The 26,346-nt window shown below is 58.0% G+C and carries 26 protein-coding genes and 1 pseudogene; 19 read left to right on the top strand and 8 right to left on the bottom strand.

Annotated features, from left to right (window positions below):
• Positions 1 to 181 precede the first annotated feature (181 nt).
• A complete protein-coding gene (locus ACNR9W_RS18415; protein WP_458478897.1) occupies positions 182 to 367 on the top strand; it encodes a hypothetical protein in 186 nt (61 codons plus the stop codon).
• A gap of 49 nt (positions 368 to 416) precedes the next feature.
• On the opposite strand, the gene ACNR9W_RS18420 is transcribed toward ACNR9W_RS18415, so the two are convergent.
• Positions 417 to 1,853, bottom strand: a complete 1,437-nt coding sequence (locus tag ACNR9W_RS18420; RefSeq protein WP_419271345.1) for an IS1182 family transposase — start codon at positions 1,851 to 1,853, stop codon at positions 417 to 419.
• 626 nt (positions 1,854 to 2,479) lie between these two features.
• On the opposite strand from ACNR9W_RS18420, the gene ACNR9W_RS18425 reads away from it, so the two are divergent.
• Both ACNR9W_RS18425 and ACNR9W_RS18430 read left to right on the top strand, forming a co-directional pair.
• A complete protein-coding gene (locus ACNR9W_RS18425; protein ID WP_419271346.1) occupies positions 2,480 to 2,758 on the top strand; it encodes a CopG family ribbon-helix-helix protein in 279 nt (92 codons plus the stop codon).
• Positions 2,746 to 3,039: a type II toxin-antitoxin system RelE/ParE family toxin gene (locus ACNR9W_RS18430; RefSeq protein ID WP_419271347.1), complete on the top strand. Its 294-nt coding sequence runs from the start codon at positions 2,746 to 2,748 to the stop codon at positions 3,037 to 3,039. Before ACNR9W_RS18425 ends, ACNR9W_RS18430 begins: the two co-directional genes overlap by 13 nt.
• 335 nt (positions 3,040 to 3,374) lie before the next feature.
• Here the strand turns inward: ACNR9W_RS18430 and ACNR9W_RS18435 are convergent.
• From ACNR9W_RS18435 to ACNR9W_RS18445, 3 genes and pseudogenes are all read right to left on the bottom strand, one after another.
• A pseudogene (locus tag ACNR9W_RS18435) lies at positions 3,375 to 3,494 on the bottom strand (transposase domain-containing protein); the annotation flags it as partial.
• Between the two features lie 17 nt (positions 3,495 to 3,511).
• The gene (locus tag ACNR9W_RS18440) at positions 3,512 to 3,766 is read right to left on the bottom strand and encodes a transposase (protein ID WP_419271350.1); all 255 of its coding nucleotides are present in this window, start codon (positions 3,764 to 3,766) and stop codon (positions 3,512 to 3,514) included.
• A gap of 284 nt (positions 3,767 to 4,050) precedes the next feature.
• On the bottom strand, positions 4,051 to 5,808 hold the full coding sequence (locus ACNR9W_RS18445; RefSeq protein WP_458478907.1) for an ATP-dependent nuclease: 1,758 nt from the start codon (positions 5,806 to 5,808) through the stop codon (positions 4,051 to 4,053).
• A gap of 114 nt (positions 5,809 to 5,922) precedes the next feature.
• Between ACNR9W_RS18445 and ACNR9W_RS18450 the strand changes: the two genes are divergently transcribed.
• Positions 5,923 to 7,112 (top strand): IS3 family transposase gene (locus ACNR9W_RS18450; protein ID WP_273742807.1). Its coding sequence is split into 2 segments (ribosomal slippage): positions 5,923 to 6,181 and positions 6,181 to 7,112, totalling 1,191 coding nucleotides; the frame shifts between segments, so codons are not numbered across the junction.
• On the opposite strand, the gene ACNR9W_RS18455 is transcribed toward ACNR9W_RS18450, so the two are convergent.
• On the bottom strand, positions 7,100 to 7,294 hold the full coding sequence (locus ACNR9W_RS18455; protein WP_419271657.1) for an AAA family ATPase: 195 nt from the start codon (positions 7,292 to 7,294) through the stop codon (positions 7,100 to 7,102). The genes ACNR9W_RS18450 and ACNR9W_RS18455 overlap by 13 nt on opposite strands.
• Positions 7,295 to 7,820: 526 nt before the next feature.
• Between ACNR9W_RS18455 and ACNR9W_RS18460 the strand changes: the two genes are divergently transcribed.
• The 8 genes from ACNR9W_RS18460 (at position 7,821) to ACNR9W_RS18495 (ending at position 13,973) form a co-directional block, all read left to right on the top strand.
• Positions 7,821 to 8,540, top strand: coding sequence for a recombinase family protein (locus ACNR9W_RS18460; protein ID WP_419271655.1), 720 nt, complete (start codon positions 7,821 to 7,823; stop codon positions 8,538 to 8,540).
• Positions 8,537 to 8,824 carry a hypothetical protein gene (locus tag ACNR9W_RS18465; protein ID WP_127899896.1) on the top strand — a complete coding sequence of 96 codons (288 nt, stop codon included), beginning with the start codon at positions 8,537 to 8,539 and terminating at the stop codon, positions 8,822 to 8,824. The genes ACNR9W_RS18460 and ACNR9W_RS18465 overlap by 4 nt, the downstream gene beginning before the upstream one ends.
• 67 nt (positions 8,825 to 8,891) lie before the next feature.
• Positions 8,892 to 9,446 (top strand): hypothetical protein, encoded by a 555-nt coding sequence (locus tag ACNR9W_RS18470; RefSeq protein ID WP_419271653.1) that lies wholly within the window; start codon positions 8,892 to 8,894, stop codon positions 9,444 to 9,446.
• Between the two features lie 279 nt (positions 9,447 to 9,725).
• Positions 9,726 to 10,520: a helix-turn-helix domain-containing protein gene (locus tag ACNR9W_RS18475; protein ID WP_419271651.1), complete on the top strand. Its 795-nt coding sequence runs from the start codon at positions 9,726 to 9,728 to the stop codon at positions 10,518 to 10,520.
• Positions 10,521 to 11,378: 858 nt separating this feature from the next.
• Positions 11,379 to 11,720, top strand: a complete 342-nt coding sequence (locus tag ACNR9W_RS18480; protein WP_419271649.1) for a hypothetical protein — start codon at positions 11,379 to 11,381, stop codon at positions 11,718 to 11,720.
• 114 nt (positions 11,721 to 11,834) lie between these two features.
• Positions 11,835 to 12,269 carry a LexA family protein gene (locus ACNR9W_RS18485; protein ID WP_127899893.1) on the top strand — a complete coding sequence of 145 codons (435 nt, stop codon included), beginning with the start codon at positions 11,835 to 11,837 and terminating at the stop codon, positions 12,267 to 12,269.
• 11 nt (positions 12,270 to 12,280) lie between these two features.
• Positions 12,281 to 13,570, top strand: coding sequence for a Y-family DNA polymerase (locus ACNR9W_RS18490; protein ID WP_419271648.1), 1,290 nt, complete (start codon positions 12,281 to 12,283; stop codon positions 13,568 to 13,570).
• Positions 13,571 to 13,679: 109 nt separating this feature from the next.
• The gene (locus ACNR9W_RS18495; protein WP_419271646.1) at positions 13,680 to 13,973 is read left to right on the top strand and encodes a hypothetical protein; all 294 of its coding nucleotides are present in this window, start codon (positions 13,680 to 13,682) and stop codon (positions 13,971 to 13,973) included.
• Positions 13,974 to 14,299: 326 nt separating this feature from the next.
• On the opposite strand, the gene ACNR9W_RS18500 is transcribed toward ACNR9W_RS18495, so the two are convergent.
• Positions 14,300 to 15,489, bottom strand: a protein-coding gene (locus tag ACNR9W_RS18500) for an IS3 family transposase (RefSeq protein WP_273742807.1) whose coding sequence is annotated in 2 segments (ribosomal slippage) — positions 14,300 to 15,231 and positions 15,231 to 15,489 — 1,191 coding nt in all. Because the reading frame shifts where the segments join, the coding sequence is not laid out codon by codon here.
• A 74-nt stretch (positions 15,490 to 15,563) separates the two neighbouring features.
• Positions 15,564 to 16,433, bottom strand: coding sequence for a hypothetical protein (locus ACNR9W_RS18505; protein ID WP_419271728.1), 870 nt, complete (start codon positions 16,431 to 16,433; stop codon positions 15,564 to 15,566).
• Between the two features lie 427 nt (positions 16,434 to 16,860).
• On the opposite strand from ACNR9W_RS18505, the gene ACNR9W_RS18510 reads away from it, so the two are divergent.
• The 5 genes from ACNR9W_RS18510 to ACNR9W_RS18530 all read left to right on the top strand — a co-directional run bounded on the left by ACNR9W_RS18510 (position 16,861) and on the right by ACNR9W_RS18530 (position 22,412).
• Entirely contained in the window at positions 16,861 to 17,730 is an 870-nt protein-coding gene (locus ACNR9W_RS18510) for a DUF932 domain-containing protein (RefSeq protein ID WP_458478901.1), read from the top strand.
• Positions 17,731 to 17,785: 55 nt separating this feature from the next.
• Positions 17,786 to 18,076: a hypothetical protein gene (locus tag ACNR9W_RS18515; RefSeq protein ID WP_458478903.1), complete on the top strand. Its 291-nt coding sequence runs from the start codon at positions 17,786 to 17,788 to the stop codon at positions 18,074 to 18,076.
• A 375-nt stretch (positions 18,077 to 18,451) separates the two neighbouring features.
• Positions 18,452 to 18,679, top strand: coding sequence for a hypothetical protein (locus ACNR9W_RS18520; protein WP_419271702.1), 228 nt, complete (start codon positions 18,452 to 18,454; stop codon positions 18,677 to 18,679).
• 1,102 nt (positions 18,680 to 19,781) lie between these two features.
• The gene (locus ACNR9W_RS18525) at positions 19,782 to 21,656 is read left to right on the top strand and encodes a ParB/RepB/Spo0J family partition protein (RefSeq protein WP_419271690.1); all 1,875 of its coding nucleotides are present in this window, start codon (positions 19,782 to 19,784) and stop codon (positions 21,654 to 21,656) included.
• Between the two features lie 555 nt (positions 21,657 to 22,211).
• Entirely contained in the window at positions 22,212 to 22,412 is a 201-nt protein-coding gene (locus ACNR9W_RS18530) for a hypothetical protein (protein WP_419271691.1), read from the top strand.
• A gap of 304 nt (positions 22,413 to 22,716) precedes the next feature.
• Here ACNR9W_RS18530 and ACNR9W_RS18535 read toward each other — a convergent pair whose 3' ends face one another.
• The gene (locus tag ACNR9W_RS18535) at positions 22,717 to 23,343 is read right to left on the bottom strand and encodes a hypothetical protein (protein ID WP_419271693.1); all 627 of its coding nucleotides are present in this window, start codon (positions 23,341 to 23,343) and stop codon (positions 22,717 to 22,719) included.
• 522 nt (positions 23,344 to 23,865) lie between these two features.
• Here ACNR9W_RS18535 and ACNR9W_RS18540 point away from each other — a divergent pair.
• Positions 23,866 to 25,203 (top strand): DUF3560 domain-containing protein, encoded by a 1,338-nt coding sequence (locus ACNR9W_RS18540; protein ID WP_419271592.1) that lies wholly within the window; start codon positions 23,866 to 23,868, stop codon positions 25,201 to 25,203.
• On the top strand, positions 25,200 to 25,805 hold the full coding sequence (locus ACNR9W_RS18545) for a hypothetical protein (protein ID WP_419271593.1): 606 nt from the start codon (positions 25,200 to 25,202) through the stop codon (positions 25,803 to 25,805). Before ACNR9W_RS18540 ends, ACNR9W_RS18545 begins: the two co-directional genes overlap by 4 nt.
• The last annotated feature ends 541 nt before the right edge of the window (positions 25,806 to 26,346 follow it).

Below are 26,346 nucleotides of genomic sequence, written 5' to 3' on the forward strand. Positions count from 1 at the left end.
TGACGCTACCTTCGAACAGGAGATCTACGCTGCCACCGGTGCGCCCTGCCACGACGCGGGCCTCAAGCGCCAGCCCGACTGCACGCGCAGGGTAGAAACAGTCGCGGGTCAGCTCCGCCACACGACAAAACCGGCCCATGTGGCACCTTGCCGACAGTCAGCTGTTCTGATCTCCTCGTCCTTGAAGACCAGCAAACGTCAGATCGTAGCTTTCGTCACTTTCCCCTTTCCGGGGAGTTGCTCAGTGTTCAAAAACGATCCAGACCGTGTGAAAACTCGGTGGAATTTGAAGGGCATCGGGCGTTCGGTGGTTTTTAGTTTAGAAATCCTGACCCTGAACGCAATTGCGGGTCTGGTGGACCTGTGAGGGCTCTGAAGGCGATTTTCAGGCCGCTATGGGCTGGATCGCCCGCCGATTATGGCCGTACAGCTGCCATCAATGCCGGAATGCCGACAAGGCTGATCGCTCGACGCAAATTGTAGGCGATGGCCGTCAGGCTGAACTCGGCGCGCACGTTTTCCAGCCTGCGCATCAGGAATGCGCCCTGGCCCATCCATTGCTTCACGGAGCCGAACGGGTGCTCGACGCTCTCACGGCGCTCATCGAGCCCCCCGGGCCGCGCGGCAAGCCGTTTTGCCATCCGGTCCAGCACTGCTTCGTTCTCGTATCGCGTGACCTTGCGGCACGCTGCGTCCGTGCATCGCGCCTTGAGTGCGCATGTCTTGCACGCAGCAGTATTAGCATAGTTGAACAGGCGGATGTCATCGCGAACCGGGCGGCTGCTGACACGGCTTAATGCCGCGCCGCCCGGACATATGTAGGTGTCCGCTTCGGCGTCATAGCAGAACTGCTCCTTGCCGAAGAACCCCTTGGCAACAGCTGATCCACGCTGCGGTTTGGGAACGTAGGGTACGATGCCTGCCGCCTCGCAGGCCTCGATATCCTCGATCTTGAAGTAGCCCCGGTCAGCCACCGCATCGATCTTGTCGACGCCAAGTGTGTCACGCGCGGCTTCGGCGGTCTCGGTCATCAGGCCAAGGTCGCTGACCTTGCTGTGGACCTGCTGCTCGGCAATCAGTTTGTGCTTGGTATCCACAGCGATCTGGATGTTGTAGCCAACCCCAACGCGGCTGCTGGAGTGCATCGCACGTGCGTCCGGATCGGTCAGCGAGATCTGGTCCTCGCCGCTGTCCGCAAGGGCTTTGCCATGGCCTTCAAGGCGTTCGCGCCGATCGCGGATCACCGCGATCTTCTCCTGAAGCTTCTCCACGGTGCCGCTCTCCAGCGCAACCTCATGGTCCTTGTCGGCCTCATCGAGCTGCTTGAGATACCGCGCCAAGCGCTCATCGCTCTCGGCCAAAGCCTTTGCCAGTTTGGCCTTGGTAAAATTACGCTCCCGGCTGTTCACCGCCTTGATCCGAGTGCCGTCAATCGCGATCAATTCGCACCCAAACAAGTCGAGCTCTCGGCACAGCACCACGAATTCGCGGAACACCTGGCGGAACGCAGTCCTGTTGTCGCGGCGAAAATCCGCGATTGTCTTGAAGTCGGGCGTCAGACGGCGGAGCAGCCAGATCACTTCGAGGTTGCGTCGCGTCTCGACCTCCAACCGGCGGCTAGACCGCACCCGGTTCAGGTATCCGTAGATGTAGAGCTTCAAGAGATCGGCCGGATCATATCCCGGGCGGCCGGTCGTTTTCGCACGGACCCGCTCGAAGCCAGCGGCCTTCAGATCAAGCCCGTCAACGAATGCTTCGATAAACCGGACCACGTTGTCCGGCCCCACATAGTCGTCCACAGAGTCCGGTAAAAGCAGGAGTTGGGACCGATCATCGCCTGAAATATGTGCCATGGTCGAGGATACCATGGCCACATTAGGCTGGGAATCCTGTTTGGGTTTTCACACGGTCTGGATCGTTTTTGAACATGGGGCAGGGAAGGTCATTGATCCATCGAGCAGCTACTTTTTAACGGCGCTATGTAGCTAAGGAAAGCCACGATGCCATTTTGGCTATTATGATATACTTGTTAGCTAACAGACTTAAAAAATTGGAACATCTTCTTCTATCCCCAGAAATGTCCACGGAATATGTGGATAACTTTGGATTGCAGCAAAGCGATGACAATGACCAAAAACTGTTTAACGTTACACATATATCTCTTATTGAGGTGTTATAATACCGTATCGATGGGTTTTGCTGTGAGACGTGACAAGGCATAATTTTCTGGGCTCTCGCGAATCAAGAGTTTCCCGAGGCATCGGATCCCACCCTCTCCGAGCGCCGCATCGTTGCAGACATGTTGCAGCGCAAGGTTAGCTGCCAAGCGCCACTTGGCAGTGCTCTTTAAGGTGCCCTGCAACCAAAAGCCTTCCTTGTGCGACAGCATCGTTAAGTTGCAATATACAGCGCAATAGACAAAGACACACTAAGCGCTATATAGTAGCATAAGGTAATACCTTTTGCATGTGAGGGTCATATGGCGGCGGCAACATCGATCAAGCTCGACGACGATATGAAAGGGCGTGTTCAGCACCTTGCTGAGGCGCGCAAGCGCACCTCTCACTGGATCATGCGCGAAGCCATTTCGCAGTATGTCGAACGTGAGGAAAAGCGCGAGGCGCTGCGCCTTGACACCCTTAACGCGTGGGCGGAGTTTCAGGAAACTGGTCTGCACGCGACCGCCGAAGAGGTCGATCAGTGGCTGGCGAGCTGGGGAACAGAAAACGAACTGCCCGCCCCTAAATGCCACAAGTGATCTTCGCCCCGGCGGCGATCCGGGATCTCCAACGGCTGCGGGAATTTTTACAGCCGAAGAGCGCGGATGCTGCGCAACGAGCGAGTGACGCGATCAGACAGGGTGTAAACATTCTTGGTGCGCATCCGCGCCTTGGCCGGATGGTCGAAGAACTCCCCGATGCGTTTCGGGAATGGCTCATCGACTTTGGCGATAGCGGCTATGTTGTCCGATACCGGATCGGCGAAAAGGCGATAACGATCCTTGCAATCCGACATCAACGAGAGGCTGGATATTCCTGATCGCAGAAGCCTGCTTTGCGGGACCTTCCGCCCACCAGCTGCAACCGCAGCGTCCTCCCTTTCACATTTACGAAAGTCACCCGAGGGAAGTAAGTGGTCTTTCGCAGCAAGAGCGAAGGGACCCCTACTGAAGTCAGAAAGCGGACATATAGCCAGGAGCGCACGCCCGTTCCTCCCTGGAGATCAGGATCAGGCGGCTACAGCGCCGCAGCATGCCCCGGCGAACTGCGCCAAGCCAATGAGATATGGCTGGTTGAAGTAATGGTCGGGCTGATCTGTAAGGTTCTGCCGTTCACCCCATACACCGTAAGCGTTCGCTGGCCCCCACTGTCGGCTTAGCTTGACGGCTTGAAGTTCCACGGTAGCAGGTCATCGAGGCGGCTTTGCGGATGGCCGGTGGCGATCGCCGTGAGGGTTGCCTTCAGATAGGCGAAGGGCTCAACGCCGTTGATCTGTAAACGGCAGGGGCGCCTCACCTGCTTTCAGCTTGACGGCTTGAAGTTCCAGGGCAGCAGATCGTCGATCCTTGCTTGTGGATGACCGGCGGCCACGGCCTCCAAGATTGGTTCGGCTGCACACCATACCGATCTGCAACAGCATTCACTGTGGCACCCGGCTCAAGCGTATCGGCGACCACCAGAGCCTTCACCTCGTTCGGCCATCGGCGATGCCCCGACGCATAGATCTCGACGCCCAGAGAAGTGAGAAACGAATTCTTGGCACACATTGCGAAACGCACTCCCACCGGTCGATGGAAAAGACTTCGCAGCAGCGCGTCAGCCAAGCAACGTGGAGTTCAGCCGTCGGTTACCATACACCTATTACGATTACCTGACGAAGTGGACGGATCCGGCCCGACTGTCAGGTCGTGCCCGGCGCGACGCAGCCCTGCGGCCCGAGATCAAGCACGTAATGTCCGTCTAACTTCAAAGCGCGAACGCCTCAGGGGGAGAAGGTCACGAGAGTAAGCGGAATATCTAGGAAAAACGTGATGTTCACCTCTGGCGCAGATCATGCAGCGAACGCCCCTATCCTTTGGAACGCCTTTTCGAAGCGATCGAGCGTCTCCTTGACCGCCTTGCTGGAACCGCCGAGCAGCTTTGGGTGCTGGAGAAGATACAGTGCGGGGTCGTAGTGGCTGAATTCCGGCACCTCGGCTGGCAACAGCCGGAAGTAGGCTTCCGCCTTCTTTACGATCCGCGTCGTGCTCGGGTCGGCGGCGTCCAGCTTCTCCACCGTCAACGCCTGCTCGTTCTTCAGGCCGTAGGTTGCGTTCACAAGGTCCACGAATAGCTGCGGAGCGAAGAAGTCCTCGATGTCGGCCTCCTCCTTGTTCGCGATCTCAGTCGCGAGAATAATCCGCTCTTGGTCGAGCAGCGCTGATCGATAGAGGTCATCGAGCTTGCGCCGCTGGCCACGGTCGAAGTCAGTGAGGACTGTGACGTTGAGCTTGTTGCCGTAGAAGAGCTTCACGAAGGGTAGCACCTTGTCGATCCCGCCCGAGGGGCACAGCGCCCATCTTGCAGCAAGGTGCGTTCGGCCCGCGGATTTAAGGGCGGCAGAGGCGATCTGTAGGTAGAGGACATCGCTTGGTCCCTCTACTAGTAGCGTATTCTTACCAATGATGAGTGTCTGGGTAATCTCGAAGCCCATTGCGCCGAAGACGGGGAAGTTGGTCTGAGGGTCGGTGGTGAGCACATCCGATCTAATTTTCGTTCCGATCGATTTCTTGCGGCCGCGGGCGTCGGTCTGCACGACATCCTCGACCGTCCTGACTGAGGCGAGGTCATCGGGCGGTACCATGAACGGTGAGTGCGTTGACCAAATCAACTGGTGCTTCGGAGCGATCTGCTCGGCAAAGTAACGCAGCAGGTCAAGCTGCGCGGTACCGTGGAGCGTGAGGCCAGGTTCGTCTAGGAGCAGAATGACGTTGCCGTGCTTTTTCCTGATCTGCGCGAACTTCACCAGGAAGGAGAAAAACCAGATGAACCCAGCAGAGCGCTCGGAAAACGGTACGGTGACTCCATGTAGGCCGTTCTCGACGCGAGCCCGAGCTACCGGTCCGCTATTGAATGGGGCGGGATCGCCGGACTTGCCCTCGGAGAGGACGACCTTGATCTTCAACTCGTCGTTCTGGGTCCAATATTCAAATATCTGGTCAGTGATGCGCAGGGCGGCAGCCTCGCACTTTGCATTGAGTTCCTCGAATTGGTCAGTTGCATTGAGGTCCTCTAGCGTCGTGCCAGCGTACTCTAGGAAGTCGAGAAAAACGCGGTCACCGCTCGCCATCTCGATGCCGTTGCTGCGATCCCGCGCAATCTTGTTGATGGACACTTCGCCACTCATGCGATCGTAGTGCGAGAAGTACATGAAACGCGGCATCCTCGCGCTCAGGATGTCAATGGCTCTCAAGGAAGCATCGCTCTTCCTGAACCCCTTGATGGCATCCAAGAGGGCTTGTTGTCCATCAGATCGCGCATCGGCCTTTTCCAGTAGCGCCGCTACGCGCAATGTGGTGTTTGATCCAGCCAGCTGCGTTCGTTCGCCTGTCGTCAGCCCGTGCGTTTCCACTAGGTGGGCAACTACGGAGGCCTCGTCAATCGGCACGGTCCAAGTCGTTGTGGTCTGCTCGTAGGTCTTGCAGACTTGAATAGTTCGGTGCCTTAACGCCTTTGCACCCAAGTCGGCGGTGATTGCCGCAACATCGGAATCGTCAAGTTCCCAGAATGTCCTCATGACAAGAGCGTCGCCCCCGACGTGGTTCTCCACGTAATCTGCAAATGAGCGACGAGGATAGTTCGTGATTTTGCCGTACTCGATGACGTTGCCCCCTGCGCCTAATCCAGTTTGAGGTAGACTCTGGCCCAACCAAGAGGACCAGAGATGAAGCGCAGCAGGTTCACCGAAGATCAGATCATCGGCATTTTGAAGGAACATGAGGCAGGAGTTTCCGTCGCCGATCTGTGCCGCAAGCACGGCGTCAGCGATGCGACGGTCTACAAGTGGAAGGCCAAGTATGGCGGCATGGACGTCAGCGAGGCCAAGCGCCTGAAGGGGCTTGAGGACGAGAACGCTCGCCTGAAACGGCTGCTGGCCGATGCGATGCTCGACACTGCGGCGCTGAAAGATCTCCTGGGAAAAAAGTGGTAGCGCCCGCCGCGAAGCGGCAAGCGGTCGCACATCTGGTGGCAGGCCACGGGATGAGCGAACGGCGGGCGTGTCGGGTGATCGGCTGTTGCCGGATGACCATGCGGTATGAGGCGATCCGGCAGGACGATCCGGTGCTGCGCGAGCGGCTCAAGGAACTGGCGCGGGTCCGTCGCCGCTTCGGCTATCGGCGGCTGCATGTGTTCCTGCGCCGCGAGGGGCATGAGGTGAACCACAAGCGTCTGTTCCGCATCTACCGTGAGGAACGGCTGCATGTCCGGCGCCGCGGCGGGCGCAAGCGGGCCATCGGCACACGAGCTCCGATGTCGCGGCCACTGATGCCGAACCAGCGCTGGTCACTGGACTTCGTCTCCGACCAGCTGACCGATGGCCGCCGCTTCCGCGTGTTGACTGTGGTCGATGACTGCACGCGGGAGTGCCTTGCCCTGATCGCCGACACATCGCTGTCCGGTGCGAGGGTCGCGCGGGAACTGGCAACGCTGTTCGATGTGCGCGGCAAGCCCGGAACCGTGGTCAGCGACAACGGGACCGAATTTACGTCGAACGCCATCTTGACCTTCGCTGACGATCGCAAGATCGAATGGCACTACATCGCGCCCGGCAAGCCGACCCAGAACGCCTTCATCGAGAGCTTCAATGGTCGGTTGCGCGACGAGCTTTTGAACGAGACGCTGTTCCCGTCCCTGAGCCATGCCCGCGCCACGCTCGCAGCCTGGCGCATGGACTACAACATCGAACGCCCGCATTCACGCCTTGGCTGGCAGACGCCAGCCGAGTTCGCCCAAACCTTCACCCCGCAACGGGGCCTGACGCTGCGCAACCCGCAAAGCTCCGCGCCAGCCCCCGTTGCCCAACCCGTCCAAAACGGCAAAACTCAAACTCGGAGTCTCGCTCACGCTGGATAAAAGTCGGGGGCAACGTCATCGACGTAGGACTTATCTGTGGAATGCAATCCTTCGAGCGCCTTCAGGAACGCGGATTTGCCGGCCTCGTTCTTGCCAACAAGGCATGTCGATTGACCAATTTCGACGGGGTTGGAATCGATGATGTTTCGGTAGTTTGTTGCGTGAGCGCGAATGAGCTTCACGTGGCCCCCCGTTCGTTGCGTCAATCAAGCAATCGTCTCATGTTACGGTCGTCTATGTGTCTTTAAGACAGAAGATCAGGTCGAGACCATAACTTGTCAATTCATGATCAAGCCGCCAGTCCCACTCGCAAGAAGGCTCGACGACGCAGAAAGGATTGCTCCGCCATATGACGAATGGAATTTTCTGCAACAACAGTTGAACGCCTGCTTTGGGAATGCTCTGCGCAGCATGGGTTAAACCGACCGGCGGCTAAGAGCCGATCACTCTTGCTGCCCTGCATTCGCTACGGGAGGGACGAACGGCGGAGAAGGCTCTTCGCGGTGATGCTGTCTAACAGCTGTGAGCCCGTTGCCCAAGAGATGTTGTTGTGGTGGGAAGCGCAATCTTTAAACCCAAAGATAGCCTGCGAGTGTCAAGCATAAACGTGATTCTGACCTTTTGTCAGACCAAAAGATCATACTGCTTTCTTAGATCGGAAAACGCATTCACAAGCGTCCGTTCCAAAGCTGCAACGCGGATCCAAGAATGCCCTTCCCTCCGGCCCCCTTCTCAGAGTGTTCAAAAACCATCGTTGATGCAGCAACGCCAAACGTGTTGCAAAATCCGTCAAATAAGCGAGTTTTGCGACATGCCCAGTATGGGGTGACTTCTGCAGCATTGATGAGGCCACACGTGGCGACAGTTGGCTATTCCCGAGTATCGACGAGCGGCCAAGATCATCGTCTACAGAACGATGCCCTTGAGGCGGCCGGGTGTGACTACATCGTGTCTGAGGTGGGCAGCGGGGCAAATGAGAATGGCCGGCCGCAACTGCAGAACCTTTTGGCGAAGCTTTCTCCTAACGATACGTTGGTTGTCTGGCGCCTAGATCGGCTCGCGCGCAGCGTTAAAGAGCTGATCGCGATAGCCAATAATCTTGCTGACCGAGACATCAGCCTCCGATCACTAAACGAATTGATCGACACGACGACCCCGCAGGGCAGAATGATCTTCCACGTCTTTGCGATGATTGCTCAGTTTGAGCGAGATCTGATTGCGGAGCGAACAAAAGCTGGCCTTGAAGCCGCGCGAAGCCGAGGCAGCCAGTTCGGGCGCAAACGCCTTTTGACCCCCGCACAGATACGTCAGGCCCAAGACTGGCTGGCCTCAAAGAAAATGACACAGGCTCAAGCAGCGAAGGCACTTGGAGTTAGCCGTGCTACCCTTATGCGAGCCATCGCACTGAAATTGGACGCCTCAAAATGATCGCATCATTGGCGATCCTTGCGCTTGCTCAGATGACTGCGCCGGGCCTTGAACCCTCAATGCAGCAGGTGCTTCATCTGTGTGTAACGCCGAATGATCCCATCGAGGACGCACAGGCACTCACCCATTACGGTCTATCTGTCAGGGACGAGTATGACCGTTATTTCAACGACCTGAATGCCTATTTGCTGTGTTTGCAGCAGTCTCAGGCCGACATAATCCAACAGGGCAACCGGTGGCATGAACGATACAAAAGCGCGATAGCTGGAAACATTGTTGAATGATTAAACATTTCATTTATGTTGTAACCTGTCGTTTGCCTATGGTAGCTCGCTCGAACGGAGGTCTGTGATGCGACTGAAATACCTAGCTGCAGCAGCTTTCGCGTCGGCCTCTCTGGCGTCAGCGCCGATAGCGGATGCTTACCCCATCGACTGCGCGATCCTCTTATGCATGGCCGGTGGGTTTCCTCCGTCCGCTGAATGCACAGCCGCCCAGGTCGAGGTGATCCGACGAGTGACGCCGTGGCCGATTGAGCCGCCGTTGCAGCTCTGGAACTGTCCGATGAGCGGCGGCGGGTCAGTACCTGTTCCTAATCTGGGCTCAGACGGTCTCACCCCAGAAATACGGCAGTATCGTGATGCCGTTGAGGTTTGGGAGCTTTCTAAGCGAAGCCAAAGTGGCAGTGGTGGCCGTGAAGTCTCTACAACCGCGATCCGCAATTTCTACAATAGCGAGGGTGACTTTGTCCGGCAGGCACAAAGCAATGTCCCGAGCTGGGTCAGTGCTGCGGTAACCACGCATACAGGCAACGCCTTTAGCTCAGAATTTGGTAACTTCCGGGCCATCCTCTTGCGGATGCAGGACCATACCGGTGCGTATACCACTGAGTGGGTCAGATACTGATGCGTGTAGAGAGCCGCCGACGGCTACACAAAGAATTGCCGCTAACCCCTTGCATGCGTAAGGTGATCGGCAAAATGCCCGCAAACGGGAAAGGTACGAGCAGAATCAGATAAAAGACCGGCCCAAAAGCAAAACCCCCCGCGCGGGGGTCCGCACGAGGGGGCTTAAGGTTGATAACACAGGTTTGGCGACCTGAATTAGCACTTGTTCACCTGCTATAGTTATCTCCCCGTCCCCGAAAATCAAGAGCAAAAGCGCATCTGTGCGAGCGGATGAGACTTGCCTGCGGACACCGCGCTTCTTGAATTCGAGGAGCAGGATATGTCTACGACTACAGCCGCAACAGGCGGCACTTTTTTCAAACGCCTTGGGGGCGTGATTTCAGGCGCGTGTGCCGCTGACCGTGAAGCAGGCCGCACCCCAATCCGTCGCAACTCACGGCGGGTAGGATCGTGCGAAGCGTCTTTCTGGCATGGCACGTCGCGTCAGGAGGTTCAGAGAATCCTCCGTGCTGCGCAACGCTATGAGCTGGAAGGCAAGAAACCCGGTCGGCGCAATGGCCCCTTGGGTGGCGTGGCACTAGAGCTTCTGACCCTTTTCGCCAACCTTGTGAGCTTCAAGACAGGCCGACTGGACCCGTCACTTGACTGGATCACCAGTAAGCTGAAGCGGTCGCGTGACGCGGTTGTTCGCGCCATGAAGGCGTTGCGCGATCATGGCTTTCTGGACTGGCTGCGCCGGTTCGAGCCGACCCCAAATGAAGGTCGTGGACCGCAGGTCAAGCAGGTCAGCAATGCCTATCGCATGTTGGCACCTAAACGCGCCCTGGCGCTTTTGGGACGTTGGGCAAGCCGTCCAGCTTTGCCCGAGGATGAGGGACGCGAGCAAGCTGATCGCAGCGCCATGGAGGCAGAGTTCAAAGCAACATTGGATCTTAGTAGCTACGCCACCTTCCAGTGTGGTGACTCGCCTCTTGGAAAAGCTCTCGCACAGCTGGGAAAATCCATTGATTTACGCGAGTCCGCTAAGCGGACTGAATCCCTAGCTACCTCTTATTCTTATGCTACGAGCTAGTACCGACAGCCCGTGTCATATCAAGCCGCGTGCTTAGAGCAGCACCCATCCCCAAGATATGCGCAGTAGAAGCATGACCGTTACAGATAATGCCTCGACCGGAGTTCCTGGTGGGGTGTTGCATGGCTGGAGAAATAAGTGTGTAGCAGCCGAGCAGCCTTACAAGGCCGTTTCATGCCATGAGAGCGTAGTAGGCGAGTTATTCAGCCGTGAATATGTGGATCAGGCTGATTCAGAACCATGCAAAGGGAGAACATCGTTAGGCGTTTCTGCGATACCAAGCACGCTGGCGGGCGTGACGGATCAACAAAAATCCTACGCCAAGCAGGACAACGGCACCTTCCCATTCACCGGTAACGAGCGCCTGGACGCCAAGCACGCCCAAGAGGATGCCAATATAAAGGCCACGCCCCTTGCGACGGTAGTTTGCGCCGCACGCTGCACAGACCGTGTAGCCTCCACTGACCTCTGTACCGCAGTGCCCGCAAAAGCGAGACGCGACCGTTTGTGTATCATGATGATGAACATGCGTCATTGTCATCGTCCTCGCTCTTGCTTCCGTGCCGCCTTTTCCGAGCATCGCACCGGGTTTTCAACCTGCGCCAGATCGCATTGTAGGCTTCTATAACCTCCATCTTGCGATGTTCGGCTTCAAGAAGCTCATTCCGCTCAATCGGCGTCAGGTGATCTTTCCAAGACATACGGCCATAGTATGCTATTTTTTGACATACTTGTAGCTGTATCCGTTATAGCCAGTGATAAATTTATGGTTGTTTTTGCCGATAGCTTTACATTTAGGTCAGGAATACCTTACCTCATCCGCCGCTCATAATTGTGCTGGCTAGGCCGCAACCTGTCGTGACGGAACTGATGATGAAAGAGAACCTAAAGCTGCTTTTCGATCTCCTGCCCCCGCCAGGCACAAAAGGCTTTCTGGTTCTAGAGCATCTGACCGCTGCAGAACTGCAAGATCGCGGACAGGAGACAGAGGCGGACTCTGTTATCAGGCTCAGCCTGTGCAGCACGAGGGAGGGGGAAAACCCCGTTCCAGTCTATGAACTTCTGCTGTCCGAGGATGAAAGCCACAGCCCTATCGAGGCCCACAACCGCATCAGGACCTGGGCTGCTGGCTTCATGATGGGTGCGAACTATGCCGGAGAATCCATCGGGCTTGTCATCAAGTCCACTCAGGGCGTCTGAACGTTCGGAATGAGAACCGCAGTCAGGCTTAGGAGCTAACTTTTCTCATCCGTCCTTGACGCCGCAGGGGGGGGGGCGGGTTATGGCTAGTGTTCCCGTATTGTTCTTATAGCCATGACCCTGCACCTCAGCCCTATCAAGATTACACTCATCGACCGGCATGTGCCTTTGGCATCCATGCCTGTTCCGGCCGGTTTTCCGTCACCCGCCGCAGATGATCTTGAGGATACCATCGACCCGATCAAGTGGGTGGTGCGCCATGAGCATGCGACCTTCTGGTGGCGCGTGTCCGGCGATAGTCTGGAGGCCGAGGGCATCCTGGACGGCGACCTGATCGCCGTGGATCGCGCTGGCAAGCGCCGCCATGGCCGCATCGTCGTCGCGGTGGTGGATGGCGCCATTACTGTCAAGAAGCTCGCCAAGCGCGATGGTGTCTGGTTTCTCGATCCGCGCGCCCGCGCGGATGGCTATGCCACAATCCCCGTCACGGAGACGACCGAGATATGGGGGGTCGTCGCCGGCGTCGTGCGCCGCCTGCCCATAGAATAAGGACAGGCACGGTGGAGCAATCCGACCGACCCATTGCGCTGATCGACTGCAACAACTTCTATGTCAGCTGTGAACGTCTGTTTGATGTGTCGTTGCGCGGCATTCCCGTCATTGTCCTGTCGAACAATGACGGCTGCGCCGTCGCCCGCAGCGATGAAGCCAAGGCCCTTGGGATCAAGATGGGCGATCCGGTTTTTAAGATCCGAGACCTGATGAAGCGGCATGGGGTCAAGGCTCTGTCATCCAACTATACGCTCTACGGTTGCCTTAGTCGCAGAGTGGTCGAGGTCCTGCACAGCTATTCTCCCCGCCTGGACGTCTATTCGATAGACGAGACGTTCGTTGACCTGTCTGGCTTTGGGGATCGCATGGAGGCCCATGCCGCCCGGATGCGGGATGCAGTCAGGACCGAAACCGGCATCCCTACTTGTGTTGGCATTGCCCCCACCAAAACGCTTGCCAAGCTGGCGAACTATGCCGCCAAGAAGAACCCGCTCTTTTCCGGGGTCTGCAATCTCATGGACCAGGACGTGCGGGACTATGTGATGCACCGCATTCCTATCGGAGAAATCTGGGGCGTCGGGTCTGCGACCGAGGCCAAGCTGAAGGCTCAGGGGATCAACTCTGCCGCCGAGCTGCGCGACCTGCCTTTGGCACTTGGCCGCAAGATCGGCACGGTTGTTCTCGAACGCCTGGTGGCCGAGCTGCGCGGGGTGTCCTGTGTCGATTTTGAGGACGTGCCCCCACAGCGCAAAGGTATGGCCGTCACCCGCTCTGCGGGCACGCCCATGACCAGTTTCGACACACTGGCCCAGGCCATCAGTGCCCACGCCACGCGGGCGGCCGAGAAGCTGCGGCAGCATGGTTTAGTGGCAGGCACGATGACGGTGTTCTACCACACCAACCCGCACAAGCCCGACAGGCCGCGCCATTCGTTTTCGCGTAGTATTCGCCTGCGGCCCATGTCGAACCATACGTTTGACCTGGTGGATGCCGCCGTGGCCGCTGCGCGTCGGGGCTGGAAGGGCGATCCATCCGGAAACGGCTATGGCTACACCAAAGCCGGGATCATTCTCGATGACCTGCTGGCCGAGGCCGACCAGCCCGCCATGCTATTTCCACCGGAGAGGCCACGCGACGCGCGCCTAACGGATGCGCTTGATGCAATCAATGACCGTTTCGGCAAGAAGACGATGGTGCTGGCGCGTGAGGGAGTCAGCCAATCTTGGGCGACAAAGGCTGACCATCGGTCACCGCGTTACACGACAAGGATCAGCGAGCTGCCTATTCTATCAGTGTAGACCAATATTTTCTGTTAGATCGATCATCCTTGTGTTTAGCATAGCATCATCATCGTTTTTGATGAACGCCTTAGAGACTAGAAATACAAAACCAACCAAGGATAAAACGATGAATAGTGAAAAAATAACCGGTATTAATAACGCCCCCGAAGATATGCCGATTCAAATGAGTGTGACGCTATACAATCCTGTTTCAGATGAGCAAGGTATAGAATACATTCAAATGCTTCGTGCCATTGAAAAGGTAAATATTTGGAGACGGAAATGCAAACTTGAAGATGGGAGTGTTTTGCAACACGAAATTTTCGTTAAATGCTGGCCAGATGCAGCAGTTTCTGTTGCAGAAGTATTAGCGTCTATTGCTAGCAATCACCCGGCTAACAAAGAATTTTTCAAAAATTAATCTCGTTCAAATATAGAATAAATACCGACCTCTTACTATTCAAAGACTATATAATAGCGGCGTCCCTCGCGTTGGTCGGTCTAGGGCTTGTCGCCCTGGACCGCCCGCCCCGAGGGACCGCACTCTAGGCTCCGGCCGGCAAGAGCCGACCTGCGCCCCAAGCCTATGCCCCTGCCCTTCTTTTGCGCTTGGTCCTGCCCGCTTGTCTCGTTCCGAGCCTGCCCGTGCAGGGGCGCAATAGTCAGGCCAGCGGCATAGTCTCGGCCCTTCGGGTCACGATCGCTCGCGCAAGGCCGGACCTTCCTCTCTGACGTTGCCCCCGACTTTTATCCAGCGTGAGCGAGACTCCGAGTTTGAGTTTTGCCGTTTTGGACGGGTTGGGCAACGGGGGCTGGCGCGGAGCTTTGCGGGTTGCGCAGCGTCAGGCCCCGTTGCGGGGTGAAGGTTTGGGCGAACTCGGCTGGCGTCTGCCAGCCAAGGCGTGAATGCGGGCGTTCGATGTTGTAGTCCATGCGCCAGGCTGCGAGCGTGGCGCGGGCATGGCTCAGGGACGGGAACAGCGTCTCGTTCAAAAGCTCGTCGCGCAACCGACCATTGAAGCTCTCGATGAAGGCGTTCTGGGTCGGCTTGCCGGGCGCGATGTAGTGCCATTCGATCTTGCGATCGTCAGCGAAGGTCAAGATGGCGTTCGACGTAAATTCGGTCCCGTTGTCGCTGACCACGGTTCCGGGCTTGCCGCGCACATCGAACAGCGTTGCCAGTTCCCGCGCGACCCTCGCACCGGACAGCGATGTGTCGGCGATCAGGGCAAGGCACTCCCGCGTGCAGTCATCGACCACAGTCAACACGCGGAAGCGGCGGCCATCGGTCAGCTGGTCGGAGACGAAGTCCAGTGACCAGCGCTGGTTCGGCATCAGTGGCCGCGACATCGGAGCTCGTGTGCCGATGGCCCGCTTGCGCCCGCCGCGGCGCCGGACATGCAGCCGTTCCTCACGGTAGATGCGGAACAGACGCTTGTGGTTCACCTCATGCCCCTCGCGGCGCAGGAACACATGCAGCCGCCGATAGCCGAAGCGGCGACGGACCCGCGCCAGTTCCTTGAGCCGCTCGCGCAGCACCGGATCGTCCTGCCGGATCGCCTCATACCGCATGGTCATCCGGCAACAGCCGATCACCCGACACGCCCGCCGTTCGCTCATCCCGTGGCCTGCCACCAGATGTGCGACCGCTTGCCGCTTCGCGGCGGGCGCTACCACTTTTTTCCCAGGAGATCTTTCAGCGCCGCAGTGTCGAGCATCGCATCGGCCAGCAGCCGTTTCAGGCGAGCGTTCTCGTCCTCAAGCCCCTTCAGGCGCTTGGCCTCGCTGACGTCCATGCCGCCATACTTGGCCTTCCACTTGTAGACCGTCGCATCGCTGACGCCGTGCTTGCGGCACAGATCGGCGACGGAAACTCCTGCCTCATGTTCCTTCAAAATGCCGATGATCTGATCTTCGGTGAACCTGCTGCGCTTCATCTCTGGTCCTCTTGGTTGGGCCAGAGTCTACCTCAAACTGGATTAGGCGCAGGGGGCAACGTCATCTCTTCTGGCTAACGTCCTCTAGCAAGGTTGAGCAGGGCATTTTCTCTTATGAGGTAATTTTGGAAGAATGCTGCAAGACCTTTCTCTGTCATTACTTCCAAATGGGAAACCGTATAAGAGCCTCCTGGCATTATACCTCTATATTCTCTACCAATAAATATCGAAGCTCTATCAACTTGCGCCGGTGGGCCTTCCTTTGAACCGTTATCAGAATAGTTAACTGTCCAGAGAGTTCCATCAGGAATCACTACAATAGGCAAAGCCATTGCCCAATGTGGTTTCTTTGAACCTACTATGTCGACAAGTTCGTTGTCTGAAATTCGATCTACTAAATCATCAAGAGATTGAAGCGCCTGCGACCACTTATCAAAAAACTCGGCGTCGTTTACATGTAGGTCATCTTTATTGGCATAGCGCCCTACCTGCGCGGTGCTCTTTCCGACTGGTTCGCCCTTTGGATATAAAGCGCTAGTCCCAACTCGCATGCCTTGCATAGCTGAAGGTAATTGCATTGTTGGGATATAATATGGAGTATTTTGATAAGGGTCTTTATTTTTAGTATGAAAAAAGACCTGATGGAAAGCCTCAGAGGCCGTGCGATGCACACATGATACTAAAAGTGGAAAGTGTAGACCGATCGACTTACATTCGATAGCAGCTACAAATGTTGCGGCGCCTTGAGTCAGACCCACCCGTAGGTCAAATTCCCGGTACTTTTTCGTATCAGGATCTCTGTACTGCCCACCATGCTCGCATGAAATACCCATTTCGGTAAGCATCTTAAGGATGCGTAACTCGAACGAAAAATCTGAAGCTTCGTCGAGGTATTCTTCTAAATCATCTATGCCAACAGGGTCTTTTTTTAGCTTCGTACTCAAGTTCAGCTCCAGTATATTTTATCCTATGGCAGATCATACTTGAGAAAGCCCGGCTGGTCGCCGGGCTTGTGTTTGATCCTGCGGACGGGCCGGGGGATCGACGCGGACCAAGGCCCGCGCTCACCCCCGCCCCGACGATTTTTCATTCCATATCCGCCAACAGACCTGATCGGCCCTGTCAAAAGACAAGCGCCGCCTGCGGCGTCGTCTCCACCGGGGGCCGTGTCCTCGCCTTCGGCTGCGGGCCGCACCACCCCCCGGCTCCGATCCTTTGACAGAACCGCCCAGGCCCGTTTGTCGGGCTTCGCCCTCCTCACTCTGTTCCGCCGAATACATGCGTATTCGTCAGACCAGACCGACGAGGCGCAGCCCATCGGCGGAAGGAGGCACCAAGCCCCAACGCCATCGCCACGAAAAGGAAACGACAATGACCATACACAATTTTTCCCGTTTTATGCGCGGCATGAGCGCGGGCAATCGCATCACGGGCCGGGGTGAAGCCCTTAGCGATGAGCAGCTTCGCGCAGCCGTCCCGTCGATTTTTGCGACCAACGCCCACGAAAGCCGCAGCGCCCGCTTCGCGCCGGTCCCTACCATCACCGTTCTTGACGGCTTGCGCACCGAAGGGTTTGAGCCGTTCAGCGCCGTTCAGGCACGCACCCGGATTGAAGGCAAAGCGGAGTACACCAAGCACATGCTGCGCCTGCGCCACCGGTCCTTGACCAATACCGAAGGCGATGCTTTTGAGATTGTGCTGGTCAATGCCAATGACGGGACAAGTGCCTATCACATGATGCCGGGGTTTTTCCGGTTCGTTTGCGAAAACGGCTTGATGACTGGCGAGACGTTCAATGAGGTGAGGGTTCGTCATTCCGGCAATGCCATCGGGGAAGTTATCGAAGGCGCTTACAGCGTCCTAGAGGATGCCCCCGTGGTGGTGGATCAAGTTTCGCGTTGGAAATCCATTGCCCTGCGGGACATTGAGCGCGAGGCACTGGCAGAAGCCGCCCACACGCTGCGCTTTCCTACTGCCGACGAAGCCAAGCCCGCGGCCATTCAGGCTGACGCCCTTTTGCGCCCCCGCCGTTCTGCCGATCGTGCCACGGATCTTTGGACGGCTTTCAACGTGGTGCAAGAAAACACGATCAAAGGCGGACTGACCGGCCGCGTTCGTGATGCCAATGGGCGCACCGTTCGCCGGAGCACCCGTGAGGTGGCCGGGATCGACCAGAACCGTTCCTTGAACCGGGCCCTTTGGATGCTGACCGAACGGATGGCTGAAATCAAAGCCGGATGATTGCCGCAGGCAGGGCCGCAAGGCCCTGCCACCTTTCCAATGGGACGACGGTGCAATGATGGACGATCTTTTCCCCGATACGATCAACAAAAGCGAACACGGCACGACGTGGTGGGCCGGAAACTGGCAGTGTCGCAACTGGAACGGCTACTTTCAAAGCCGAGAGAGTGGACGAGGCAACTGGTGTTTTCAGGTGCCATGGTTTTCCAACGATAACCTGACCTGCAGCGTTTATGTCATAGATGCCAACGGCCAGCCTCAGACGCGCGACTTGATTCCAATTGACCCGGAGAACCGCATCACCATTCAGGGTCGCAAGTATTCTTGTGACTTCTGGAACCATTGAGCCAAAACTCACCGCGGGCGGGGCCGTGCCGTAGCTCATTTGACCAGGCGGGCCAGGGTCATGCGACCCCGCCCCGCCTGGCCGGGCGCTATCCGCGCGAGAGGCCGGTTCCGGCCAAAACAGAAAGACGCGGCGAGGCCGCGCCTTGTGCCTTTTCTACAAGGCGTGAGGATCTGGACAGAGCCCGATTGTCCAGCCCGCAAGGGAACGACCTTGGGAGTGGACGCAGAGGGCCGGAGCAGGCTGTAAGCGAGACCACAGGGATCGAGTGTCAGACTGTGGGCAACCGGGCGGGAGGTTGCGTGCCCACATTCCGGCCTTTTCCATGAGCATCTAAGCTTGCCTCCTGACGTGGGCATCGGGCAAAACATGCCCATGAAAATCACACACACTGAATCCACATTCACCATGTCCGGCGGCAAGTGGTCGGGCATTTACCCTATCGAAGAACTGCCGTCGCAGATTGCTTTTTACCGGAAAATGCGGGCCGACTTTCCAAAATCCAAAACGGCCTATGATGGGACTATAGACAGCCTGGAGGCTTTGGCACGCGAACTCGGCGTCCAGATCGAGGCCGAGCCGATGGCAGAGGTTACGGCTTAACACCGGCATCAGGGAGCTTTCAAATCGGATCATTGTTCAGTGCCACTGAGGCGACACCTGAAGGCACGTACGTCGCCCCAATTGTTGAGACAGAGGCAGTCGTGGTTGTTGGGGAGCCAATACGTCCTGCCGATGTAGCAGATAGGTTTGTATACGGATTGCTGGAGGGTGCAGAGGTGGCAGGCATGTTAATGCCTGTTCTTCTGGTGGCTGGCATCGCGTATCTGGCCGTTAGATGGATGAAGACCCTGTTCCGTCCAACATTGCCGCCGGTGACCAGTGTTCCAAAAGTGTTAACCCTTCACATAGTTGTCTGCGACGATGATACATCCCGAAAGGACCCTGCCGGGGGAGGAAAATGGGCCAGTATGTAATAAAACAGAAGCGGGGGGACGCATCCCGTCCTATGGCCGGGACCGCGCTCTAGGCTTGGCCGGCAAGGGCCGGCCTGCGCCCCGAGCCTATGCCCCTGCCCTTCCTTTGCGCCTGGTCCTGCCCGCTTGTCTCGTTCCGAGCCTGCCCGTGCAGGGGCGCAATAGTCAGGCCAGCGGCATAGTCTCGGCCCTTCGGGTCACGATCGCTCGCGCAAGGCCGGACCTTCCCACAGGGCGGCTCGCTTCCCTTCGCTCTGTGATGGCGCGTCCAGCTCGCCACCCTGCAAGGCCCGCCGCGAAGCGCGGCAGGCTGGATAGCTCCGGCCAAAGATAGAGGATTGAGAAAGCCCGGCTGGTCGCCGGGCTTGTGTTTGATCCTGCGGACGGGCCGGGGGATCGACGCGGGCCAAGGCCCGCGCTCACCCCCGCCCCGACGATTTTTCATTCCATATCCGCCAACAGACCTGATCGGCCCTGTCAAAAGACAAGCGCCGCCTGCGGCGTCGTCTCCACCGGGGGCCGTGTCCTCGCCTTCGGCTGCGGGCCGCACCACCCCCCGGCTCCGATCCTTTGACAGAACCGCCCAGGCCCGTTTGTCGGGCTTCGCCCTCCTCACTCTGTTCCGCCGAATACATGCGTATTCGTCAGACCAGACCGACGAGGCGCAGCCCATCGGCGGAAGGAGGCACCAAGCCCCCACGCCATCGCCACGAAAAGGAAACCAGATTATGAAAAGCGAAACCATCGCCGCCGCCCCGATCCAGTATTTTCCGCTGGCCCAACTCTATGTCTCCGACATGAACCCGCGTCAGGATGCGGACCCGGAGGGGATCGACCTGCTGGCCGACAGCCTTGCCATGATCGGCCTGATCCAGAACCTGTCCGGCACCGTCGATGCGGATGGCCGCGTCGGCATCGTCGCCGGGGGCCGCAGGCTTCGCGCTATCGCCCGCGCAATCGAGCGTGACCCGACCGTGACGAAGCGCCACCCGGAACTGGCCTCCGTTCCCGTCCGCATCGCCCCCGACGAGGCCACCGCGCGGGCATGGGCCAGCGCCGAGAACGCCGCCCGCGAGGACTTGGCACCCGCCGATGAAATCCGGGCCTATGGCCGGATGAAGGATGCAGGCGCAGATGTGTCCACCATCGCCCGCAGCTTCGGCAAGACCGAGGCGCATGTTTACCGCCGCCTTGCGCTGGCGGCGCTGCCCGCTGCTGTTCTGGACGCCTTGAAGGCGGGGCAAATCAGCCTTGGCATGGCGAAAGCCTTTACCGTGTCCCAGGACGAGGCCCTGACCTTGCAGGTTCTGGCCGAGGTAACAGGCCGCGACGTATCCGAGTACCGCATTAAACAGGCTTTGCAGCCGGAAGCGATCAGCGGCACCGACCGCCGCGCCCTGTTTGTCGGGCTGGACGCCTACACCGCTGCGGGCGGGCGGATGAACCGCGATCTGTTCAGCGACACGACCGCGCTTCACGATGGCGATCTGCTGGCCCGCCTTTTCACCGAGAAGATGGACGAGGCAGCGGCAAAGATCGGAGAAGTCTGGAAATGGGTCGAAGCAATGCCCGACAGCTATGTCCCCTATGGGACTGCCGAGAAGCTGGACCGCATCTATCCTGTTCCGGGCGTCCTGAGCGAAGAACAGAGCGAGCGTTACGACGAACTGGCGGAGCTGGCCGAGGGCGACGTTCTAGACGAGGCGGGCCAAGCGGAATTTGCCGACCTGACAAACATCGTGGAAGGCGGCTTTACCGACGCGCAGCGCGCCGTTGCCGGGGTGTTCATCTACGTCCGGAATGATGGCACCCTGGGCGAAACGGCTGCATGGGTTCGGCCCGAGGATCGCGCCGAGGCAATCGAGGCAGAGGTTCTGACCGGACATGCCGCAACGCGCCACGGCGCGGCCAGCGTCGAGGATGCCCCCAAGTCACCCTATTCCGGCGCGCTGGTCGAGGACATGAAGGCCGTGCGGCTGGCCGCGATACAGACCGCGCTTCTGGACAAGCCGGAAATGATCTTTGACCTGCTGGCCTTCGGCATGTCGCTGGCATCGGGTGTCAGCACCCATGTTTTCGACCTGTCGCCGGGACGACCCAACAACTGCCCGAGCAAGCCCGAGGGGTTGGAGTTTTCCGAACGGCTGACCCATGCCCCTGCGGGACATGAGGCATGGAGCCGCCCGGAACTACGGATTGAAGATCTGGCGACCGCCTTTCGCGCGTTCGTCGCCGCTGGCAAAAAAGCCCGCAACGCGGCGCTGGTCGAGAGCGTGGCGCGGACCCTGCCCTACGGCGCAGGAAGCGCGGAGTTTTTCGGACTGATCGAGGCCGATGCCGGGGCCGGTATCCGCAAGGTCTGGACGCCCACCGCTGAGAACTTTTTCAGCCGCGTCAGCGCCGACTATCTGGACGCGCTGCATCTGGAACTGACCGGCTGCGATCCGCAGGGGAACGGCTTCAAGGCGCACAAGGCGCAGAAGAAGGCCGAGAAAGCGCAGTGCATGGAGCGTCTGTTCAGCGATGCCGAGTATCAGAAGGCATGGAAGATCGACGCGGAAAAGAAAGCCCGCATCGAGGCTTGGACCCCGGACTGCTTCTGATTCATACCGAACCGGAGGGGCGGCTTTAGCCGCCCCATCCTAAGCATTTTCAGACTAGAGAGATTTCAATGTCGCTGTATATCGCAACCCACTGGAACGGCACTGCATGGGTTGATCTGCATGCCGATCCCCTGCCTTTCAAAGATGCGCAGCAAAAACTGCACAGCGCAGCATGGACACATCAGAGTGTCCGCTTGCGGCCAGCCCCGGCAGCCACCGAGTTTCCCGCCGCCGATCCTGTTCAGTAGACCGCAGCCCTGCCCATCCTTCCGCGGCGAAGGTTCAACTAGCCCCGCATTTAGCGGGGCTTCTTTTTGGCGGGGAGTGATGACCTGGCGGGGCGGCCGTCTGCGCCGACCCCCCCGCCAGGCCCGGCCCTTCGGGCGGAGCTGCGCGTAAAGGCGCAGCGGAAAGTTGACGCGCGTGTCAAGAAAAAACGTGGCACTGTTCTTTTGAACAGTCCTTTTGGTCTACCTTGTGGTACAAGCCGCCAAATCAAATATGTCTTCCAGCGTAGTTATTAAGAAAGGTATTTTTATGCTTTCGACACGCGAGATGGGACAGGACGCCAAAGCGGAAGTGACACGCGATATGGTGGAAAAGATGCTGGCATGTTTCGATAAGCTCTCCAGCCCTGACGGCGTGCTGACGGTGGAGTTGCGCGGCAATGGCTTGTTTGTGCTGAACCCGAAAACGGGCACCTATGAGACCGTTGGAATTGCGCGCATGTCACCGGCAATGGATCATTTGCGCTAATCTCCATTTACGAACAGAACAAATTTTTTGCGCGGCGTCCCTTGGGGCGGGTGGTCTAGGGCTTCTCGCCCTAGACCACCCGCCCCAAAGGACCGCACTCTAGGCTTGGCCGGCAAGTGCCGACCTGCGCCCCGAGCCTATGCCCCTGCCCTTCCTTTGCGCCTGGTCCTGCCCGCTTGTCTCGTTCCGAGCCTGCCCGTGCAGGGGCGCAATAGTCAGGCCAGCGGCATAGTCTCGGCCCTTCGGGTCACGATCGCTCGCGCAAGGCCGAACCTGAGCTTTAGTTATGCTGATACGCTAGCAGCTACTGCACGTGAGGCGTAAAGTGCTTTAGAAATGCAAGGTGGCGTATGTTCCATTCATCCGCCATTTCGTCCATGGTTCTTTTTGCTTGGCATTTTGAAAAAGTAAGTTGTTCGTTCAACGAAAACATGAGGTCAAGGGTCTTGCGGCAGTAGTTAATGGCGTCGCCGTTCATGATGCCAAATTGCTGTCCCTTAATATCACTATTGTCTCGGTCTCTGCTTGTGCCCAGCATAATGCTATGAGCTAAGAACTCAGTCCGAACTACCCTAAGTCGCGGTCGAATTGGGTCAGCATAAAGAATGTCGTAATTTTCTCGATCATGCTGTCCTGGTTGTAGACCCTTACAACCAAGATAATCATATCTTTCGAAGATGGTAACAAGGTTCGGAATTGAGATTGTATTATTATTACGGGACTGATCCCATACGCGGGACAAGCCAAGCGCCATTCCTTCAAAAGAACACCCAAAGCAATGTCGCAATGTATGATGAAAGGGCGCGTCCTTTTTGTTGAAAAGTATGTCGTAATTTCTGAATATAGTTTCGGCGAAAGTCTGTTGCTCTAACAACTGCTGAAATTCAACAGCAAACCTGTGCCGGTACTCCATGTGCAGGCTGTTCAGCATCCTTACCTTCATTGTCGGCAACCCCCATCTGTAGAATGCACTTTGCTGTCATGGGTTATTCGCGTCCAGCTCGCCACCCTGCAAGGCCCGCCGCGAAGCGCGGCAGGCTGGATAGCTCCGGCCTAAGATAGAGGATTAAGAAAGCCCGGCTGGTCGCCGGACTTGTGTTTGATCCTGCGGACGGGCCAGGGGATCGACGCGGGCCAAGGCCCGCGCTCACCCCCATCCCGACGATTTTTCATTCCATATCCGCCAACAGACCTGATCGGCCCTGTCAAAAGACAAGCGCCGCCTGCGGCGTCGTCTCCACCGGGGGCCGTGTCCTCGCCTTCGGCTGCGGGCCGCACCACCCCCCGGCTCCGATCCTTTGACAGAACCGCCCAGGCCCGTTTGTCGGGCTTCGCCCTCCTCACTCTGTTCCGCCGAATACATGCGTATTCGTCAGACCAGACCGACGAGGCGCAGCCCATCGGCGGAAGGAGGCACCAAGCCCCAACGCCATCGCCACGAAAAGGAAACGACATGACCACCATTTCCGCGACCTACTCGCCCGAAGACAACAAAATCCGCCTATATCCGTCCACCCGTCTTGATGCCGAAACCTATCAGCGCGTGAAGGCCGCAGGCTTCAAATGGGCACCCAAACAGGAGCTTTTCGTTGCCCCCGCATGGTCTTGCGCCCGTGAGGACTTGGCTCTGGAGCTGGCTGGCGAGATTGAGCCGGAGGAAATGACCCTGGCGGAACGGGCACAGATGAAGGCCGATCGACTGGACGCCATCGCGGACAAACGGGCCACGCAGGCCAGCGCGTATTCCCGCGCGGCTGACGAGCTGTCGCGCGCGTTCGAGTTTGGGCAGCCTATCCTTGTCGGCCATCATTCCGAGCGGAAGGCCCGCAAGACGCAGGAGCGGATGCACAACGCAATGGACAAGGCTGTGAAGGCGCACAAAGCCATCGGATACTGGCAGTATCGCGCCGAAGGCGTCGAGCGTCACGCCAACCGCAAGAACGATCCGAAAGTGCGCGCGGGCCGCATCAAGACGCTTCTAGCCGAACTGCGCGACCTACAGCGCAAATTGAACACTGCGCACAAGGCGCTTGAAGTGTGGGGCAAGCTGACGACCGACAACCTGATCCGCCTTGGCTTGGGTCGCGGCGATCTGCATTCCTACAATCTTTATTCCGCCGTTGAGAGTGGCGAGATAACCCCGCAGGAGGCCCGAGAAAAGGCAATGGCTGGAGCGCGCGCCACCATCGAGAGCGACAACCTGGGCCGTTGGATTTCGCATACCTTGAACCGGCTTGCTTATGAGCGGGACATGCTAGGCGACGTGCCGCGCTATCAAGGGGAGATTAGCCCGACCCTGTTGCAGATGTTCGTCCGAGAGCATGGCGCGGACAAGCCAAAGGGCGCGAAGGTCGATGCCGACCTATTCACCGTGGAATGTGCCGCCCCCCTGCCCGCCCATATCGCCCAAGGGTGCAGCGTCGAACTTTCCGCCGACGAGTGGCGCGACCTGATGCAATCCTGCGGCTACCTGCCCCCGGCCAGCAAGCCCGCCAAGCCGCCGATCCTGAATTTCAAAGCCGGGAGCGGCACAGTTTCTGTCGTGAACCCGTGGCGCAGGGAAGCCGAGAACCTGCCGCAAGTGGAAATGACCAAGGCAGATTATGCCAAGATCCACACCGAGCAGCGCGGCACCCGCCTTTCGACCTGCGGCAATTTCCGCGTGAGGATCGCCCCGAACCCGAAGCACGAAGGCCCCCGCTATATGGCCGGATGGGCTGCAATCTTTATCACGGACCAGAAGCAGCACGACGCACCGGCCAGCGTTCAGGACATGGAGGCCGCAGAGTGAAGCGCCCCGCGATCTACACCCGACCCGCCAAGCCCCTTACCATTCCGGTCAGGGCACGGCGGGACCCGCCCGCCCTGGCAATGGCCGAAGCGCCCGAAGTCATCGCAGTTGACCGCGCCACGGAATGCCACGTCACGCCCGAGGACGTGGCGCGGCGCATGGTGGGCTATCTTGGCGCTGTTGGAGACTATCTTACGCTGGAGCCAAGCGGGGGGACCGGCCAGCTCGCGCGCGCGCTGATCGCCTCCGGCCATAGCCCGCGCGAACTAACGATGATCGAGCGGCATCACAAACTTGCCGCATCGCTTCGCGGCATCGGCCCGACTATCAACCGTTGTTTTCTAGAATACGCCGACGAGGTGAAAGGCCGTGTCGAGTTTCCGCGCATCCTAATGAACCCGCCTTTTCGCGATGTGAGAAAGCACGTTGCAGCAGCGTTGACGCTGCTTGGCCGAGGCGGGCACGTCGAGGCCGCAACGCTGGTGGCACTGGTGCCGGTCACGTTTGAGCATCCCGAGGCCGAGCATCTGGAAACCTTACCGCCCGACACGTTCAGCACCGCCCGAGTGCATACAAAGATTGTCAGGGTGCGCCGCACCTGAGCAGCGCCATAGGGGCCGGGATCGGCCCCTATTCGACGCGGGTATGGTGTCCGGTCGCGGAGGCACCTGCGGCGCCCCCGCAACCGGACCTTGCGCTATCCGCGCAAGAGGCCGGTTCCGGCCAAAGGTAAGAGGGTGTTGCGACGGCGTGTATTGTACCTTTTTACAGCAAATTTAGACAGGATTTTCCATAATTTTTGCGTGATACCGCAAGAAACAGCCCCCTAATTAACTGCGCATCCTATTCGCATGTGCGTTTATTAATAGCTGAATAAAGATCATGAGGATTGTAAGTTCTCATCCACTGGCAATATCGAGTGTCAGATACGTAAGCATCTTTCTGAGCGCTGCGATAAACCTCCATCCAAATAAAGAATGTGCTGATAAGAATTACGCCAAGTACAGTAAACCTAGCCCACCCTAGGTCCAAAATTCTGTATAGTATATGAAATATGGTAAACGCAATTAGTAAAACCCCTAATACATAAATGACTGCTGATATGGCGGCTGTCACGCTAACATTGAAAAACAAAGTGACAAC

Source organism: Paracoccus sp. T5 (assembly GCF_048538155.2).
Taxonomy (GTDB): domain Bacteria; phylum Pseudomonadota; class Alphaproteobacteria; order Rhodobacterales; family Rhodobacteraceae; genus Paracoccus.